General features: G+C 26.7%; 5 protein-coding genes and 2 pseudogenes. All 7 read right to left on the bottom strand.

The genetic code is table 11. The features are described from left to right. A pseudogene (locus ACERKK_RS10580) lies at nt 1-280 on the bottom strand (polyribonucleotide nucleotidyltransferase); the annotation flags it as partial. Nucleotide 281: 1 nt separating this feature from the next. Then, on the bottom strand, nt 282-938 hold the full coding sequence (locus tag ACERKK_RS10575; RefSeq protein WP_373773047.1) for a phosphoribosyltransferase: 657 nt from the start codon (nt 936-938) through the stop codon (nt 282-284). Then, entirely contained in the window at nt 931-3033 is a 2103-nt protein-coding gene (locus ACERKK_RS10570) for an LPS-assembly protein LptD (RefSeq protein ID WP_373773046.1), read from the bottom strand. Before ACERKK_RS10570 ends, ACERKK_RS10575 begins: the two co-directional genes overlap by 8 nt. Next, nucleotides 3026-3466, bottom strand: coding sequence for an RDD family protein (locus ACERKK_RS10565; RefSeq protein WP_373773045.1), 441 nt, complete (start codon nt 3464-3466; stop codon nt 3026-3028). The genes ACERKK_RS10570 and ACERKK_RS10565 overlap by 8 nt, the downstream gene beginning before the upstream one ends. 4 nt (nt 3467-3470) lie before the next feature. Next, on the bottom strand, nt 3471-4736 hold the full coding sequence (gene purD / locus ACERKK_RS10560) for a phosphoribosylamine--glycine ligase (protein WP_373773044.1): 1266 nt from the start codon (nt 4734-4736) through the stop codon (nt 3471-3473). Between the two features lie 244 nt (nt 4737-4980). Beyond that, the gene (locus ACERKK_RS10555) at nt 4981-5613 is read right to left on the bottom strand and encodes a uroporphyrinogen-III synthase (protein WP_373773043.1); all 633 of its coding nucleotides are present in this window, start codon (nt 5611-5613) and stop codon (nt 4981-4983) included. Next, a pseudogene (locus tag ACERKK_RS10550) lies at nt 5606-5794 on the bottom strand (SulP family inorganic anion transporter); the annotation flags it as partial. The pseudogene ACERKK_RS10550 and the gene ACERKK_RS10555, both read right to left, overlap by 8 nt.

Below are 5794 nucleotides of genomic sequence, written 5' to 3'. Positions count from 1 at the left end.
CAATAACTCTTGAAGTTAAAGTTTCAAATTCACTTGGCTTTGCTTCTCTTTTAATAAAACCACCTGGTAGTTTTGCTGCTGCATATGTTTTTTCAACATATTGAACTGTTAAAGGAGTAAAATCTTCAGTAACAGGATTGTCAAACTCACTTACAACTGTAGCAAGTACTACTGCATTTCCTAATTTTGCTAATACTGAACCATTAGCTTGTTTAGCAACTTTGCCAAACTCATATATCTCTTGTTTTTTATTTAATTCAAATTCACAAACTGTTGACATTTTAATTTAATCCTTTATTTATTTTCTTTATATCTTCAAACTCTATTTCTTCTAATGTATCATAATAAAAATCTATCCCTATAAAATGGTCTAATTTTTCTACATAATACAAATCATCAGCAATTGACTCAATAGTTTGAACACTTGCACTTGGTAAAATTGGTGTTGCAACTGAAACACTTTTTGCACCAAGACTAATTGCTGTTTTAATACATGCCATCATTGTTAAGCCAGTATTAATACCCTCATCAACAATTAAAACATTTTTATATTTTATATTTTCTAATGGATTTCCGTGTCTAAAATCATTAATCAATGACAAAATATTATTTTCATAGTTCTTTTTTGATTGTTCATATATATAATCTAAACTTATATCAAAACACTTGACTAATTCTTCATGTATTAATACTTCTTCTTGTTCTGTTACAATTGCAATATCACATTCATCATTTGAAGGAGCTACAATTTTATCTGAAAACATTATATCTAATTTTGCATCTAATGTATCTGCAATAATTTTAGCAATTGAGTATCCACCAAATGAACTTGAAATAACAATCCAATCTTCAAGCTTCATTTGTTGTATTGGTAATACATCTAATAATCTATATGCAGCAACTTCTCTATTTTTAAAAAAGATTTCATCTTTAATCATCACTATTTTCTTTTAATTTATATTTTTGTTTTATTCCTCCAAGAGGCTTAAGTGTTAATGTAAAAAATACAATTCTTTGATTATTAGCTTCTAAGTTAGTTGTAGTTGATGGAGTAACTTCTTTTTCATATTTAAGTTCTAAATTCCAACATCTATCATCAATCGTAAATGTAAAAGCTTGTTTATTTCTAATATGCTCTAACATATTATAATTTTGATAATATCCAATTTTATAATCTCTTGAAATATCATATGAAGTTGTAACTCTATATGATTCTAAATCTTCTTTTCCAGAATTTGGAGTATCTTTTGATTTATAGTATCCAATGTCAAAAGATAAGTTTTCATATTTATAATTAAAATCTGCAGTATTTTCAATAAACTGTTTATCTTGAATATTGTAAGTAATTTTATTGGAAATACTTGAATTATCTAAATATATTTTTAAATTATTCTCTAAATTTTGTAATTTTGCTTCATCTGCATCATTATATAAAATAGATTGAGATAACTTATGATTAATAATTTGCTTTGAATCATCTTTAGAATATAAAGATTCATTAAGTGATAAATTAATATTCTTTTTCGCTTGTGCAACTGGGAAAACAGATAAATCTGTATTATCATTAGTTAATTTATATAAATCTCCATCTTCTTTCACATTTGTAGGATGTGTATATGTAGCATCTAAATTTACCGTATGTAAATAATCATCAAACTCTTTTATTAAATCACTAGATATAGATACAGATGTTTCATTTTGAACTAAAGTACCATTTTCAAATAATACATCACTATTTGAGTAATCATATCTATTTAAAACAGTTCTATTTTTAACTTTTAAATTTATATAATCATCAAAGAAATATTGACTGTAGCTAATAGGCACTGATACTTCATATATATTTGCATTTATACCTTTATTTCTTGTGTAATTAGTTGCATTTGTATCAATTGAATAAAGCAGTTTATCTAAGAAAAGAGATTCATTATATTTATGGAATTGTACTTTTGGTAACTCCTGTAATGTTTCATCATTTGAATCTTTTGCTGTATCTATATAAAACTTTCCATATAATCCAGTGTAGTATTTAGACGTATTATAAAAATAGTTTATTTTTGATTCAACTTTTTTTTCAGTTGATAAAGAGTCATCATCTTTTTCTAATGTTCTATATTCAATATCATTAAGCCATTTTATAGAAGCATATAAACCATCTTGCGTATTAGAATTAGAAAAAAGTTTAGTTCTTTCATAATCAATATCCCAACCATAATGTTTTCTATTTTTTAAATCATTCTCTGTAAAATAATTATATTTTTCTTTAAAAAAACCTGTTTGAAGATTTAATGTTGAATAAGCTGAATCAGCATATCTTAAATATGTATAAGTCCCATGACCTCTTTGATTTCTAATTTGTGGAATAAATTCTAAATCAAAATCTGCACTTGGTGCAAAATATATAGGTTGAGAATAATGCATCCCTTCGCTACTTGAATAACCAATTGTTGGTGTTAATAATCCCGTTCTTCTAGTTTTATCTGTTGGAAAACCAAAGTAAGGAGTATAAAATAGTGGGATATTTTTTATATATAATCTTGTATTAAATGTATTTAGCCATTTATCTTCTGTGTCATAAGAAGCAGAAGAAACTCTAATACTCCATGCAGGATCAATACAATCACATGAAGAAATTATAGATTCCTCTAATTCTATTAGATTATCATTTTTAGATGATGATTTTGAATTCATCCATAAGTTATTTTGCTTTTCAAATAATAATACTGGAGTTTGAGTATAGTTATTATTTTTTAAATTAATAAAAGCATAATTACTTTGTGTTTGGATATTATTATCTTTTAGAATTAAAACATTATCAAATAATTCAAATGTCTCTTTTTCTTTATTATATACAATTTTATCAGCACTTAAATAATAAGTAGGAGAAAATATAACAACATTCCCTTTGGCTGTCATTATATTTTCTGATGAATTAATATTCTTAGCAATAACCTCAAATTTTTCATTCTTTAATTGTGCACTATAGGCAAAAGAAGAAAGTAAAACTAAAGGTGTTATATATTTTTTAAGCATTAACTACCAACGTTCTTCCTGTAATATCATGGAATGTTTTTCTTCCATCATTAAAGAATCCAATTAAGAAACCAATATAGAAGAACATTTCAGAGAAAATTCTTCCTGCTGATCTTAACATTGCAGAGAATAAAGAAACTTTTTGCCATGAGTTAGCATCAATTACTCTAATTTTTGCAATTATTTTACCAACACTTGCACCATAATACCAAATGAAGAAAGTTTGATAAATAAATTTTAAGAAAATTAATGGAACTACTAATTCAGCTTTCATTAAATACATCATGGCATCCATATTTTCACTAACTGCCATAATATTATCCCAAAAAATAATCATAATAATAACTGTTACTAAAAGATCATCAATTACAAAAGCTAACGCACGTGAACGCATTGAAGCTAATTGTAGATCATTAACGTCATTATTTTGCATTAATTTACTTTAAAGCTTGGTAAGCAATATCAGATCTGCATTTTTTACCAGCATAATGAACCTGACCACATAAAGCATAAGCTCTATCTCTTGCTTCTTTAATTGTTTTACCAAAACCAACACAAACTAAAACTCTTCCACCATCTGCCATTAATTTTCCATCATCTTTAGAAACACCTGCATATGAAATATGAGAATTTGCTGCTAAATTTTCATCAACAATTTCATCAACAATAATTTCAGCAGGAGCTGAAGATGAGTATGGGTAGTTTTCACTTGCCATTACAACACCAACACCAAACTCATCTTTGATTTTAATATCTAATTTATCTAATTGTTTTGTTGCACCTTTATAGAATAATTCAGAAACAGGCGTTTCTAATAAAGGCATTAAAATTTCACACTCAGGATCTCCAAATCTTACATTATATTCTAAGATAATTGGTTCACCTTTTACAACCATTACTCCAATAAAAAGAACACCCTCAAAAGGAGCACCCTCTTGTTTCATTCCTTCTAAAGTAGGTTTAATTACTCTTTCTTCTACTTTTTTATAAATATCATCATTTACTAATGGTGTTGGAGCATAAGCACCCATTCCACCTGTATTTGGTCCTGTATCTCCATCACCTATTCTTTTGTGATCTTGAGCAGCTGGAAGAACTTTATAATTTTCACCATCACAAATAGCAAAAATTGATAATTCATAACCATCTAAGAACTCTTCAACAACAATTGAAGTTCCCGCATCACCAAATGAAGTTCCTGCTAACATATCAGAAGCTGCAACTTTAGCTTCTTCAATACTTTGAGCAATAATTACACCTTTACCACCACATAAACCATCTGCTTTTACAACAATTGGAGTATTCATAGTATCAATAAAATCATGAGCTTCTTTTTCATTTTTTGTTTCTATAAACGCTGCTGTTGGTATGTTATATTTTTTTAATATATTTTTCATATAAACTTTAGAACCTTCTAAGGCAGCTGCTGCTTTACTTGGTCCAAAAATTGTTAAGTCATTTTCTTTAAATATATCAACAACACCATCTACTAAAGGAGCTTCTGGTCCTACTATTGTTAAATCAATAGAATTATCTTTTGCCCATTGTGCTAATTCATTATAATCTTTAATATCAATGTTTGTACCTAAATTGTCTGTAGCACCATTTCCTGGCATAAAATATAGATTATGAGCATTTTCTTTATATATTGCAAGACCAATAGAGTATTCTCTACCGCCACTACCAAGTATCAATATATTCACGATAATTCCTTATTATTAATTATTTAATTTTATTTAAGTTACCCAAATAGCCGTTAACCATCAAATGGCCCACAAAAAGCCAATAACTGCACGTAAGAACTGTACTTTAGGAGCAAAAGCGCAATGAATTACTACACACCGTACAATTACAATTACACACATAAACACAGTATCGGACCCTCAACGATGGAAATCCCGAACTACTTAGGAATCGTAATTGTATCTAAAGATGATAAAATTGAGTTTAAACTAATAATTGCTTTGCAAGTTTTATACATTCTTCTATTGAAGTTTTGGAGCTAATTGTATAATTTATATTTTCTGGTAAATATAAAGCTGTTGTTTTACCAATAACAACTGCTTTAAAGGAATTATCCCACTTATAATTTTTAAAAAAACACTCAACTGAAGAAGGAGAAGAAAAAATAATAATTGAATCTTTTTCTAATAAATGATTACTATTTTTACAAGATGTTTTATAAGCAACTAATTCATCAACATCAATTTTATTTTCTTTTAAAATTTTTGTTAAGTTTGATACTGTTTTTAAAGCTTTTACATATAAAACTTTTTTATCTTTTAGTAAAGGTATTAATTCATTTGCATATTCATTACCATGCGATGTAATACCTGTAAAAACCAAATTTCCATTTGTATTTTTAATAGCTTCTGCCGTTTTAGGTGCAATTGCATATGAAGGAATTTTCTTCCAATCATTATTATTTGAATTTATTGAATATACAGCATTTTTTGAAGTAAATACAATTGCATCATAAGATGACATATCTATTTGAGTTTTTATATATTCAATAGAGAAAAGTTCTATATTAACTACATCATCAAATTTTAAATTATTTAATAAGTAAATTTTAGCCATTATTTTTCAACTCATACTTTTGTGTGAAATTTATTGCATCATCAATATGAAAATACATATTTATATCCTTAAAAATTTGATTAGTACCAACTGATAAAATCTTTCTTTTATGTGCATGTTTTAAAACCAAAATAGTTTTTATATTTTTAGTTTTTAGTTTTTCTATAATTTCTTCAATAGA

The organism is Poseidonibacter sp., assembly GCF_041821165.1.
In the GTDB taxonomy this organism is placed as follows: Bacteria; Campylobacterota; Campylobacteria; order Campylobacterales; family Arcobacteraceae; genus Poseidonibacter.
This window is presented reverse-complemented; position numbering and strand designations above follow the sequence as displayed.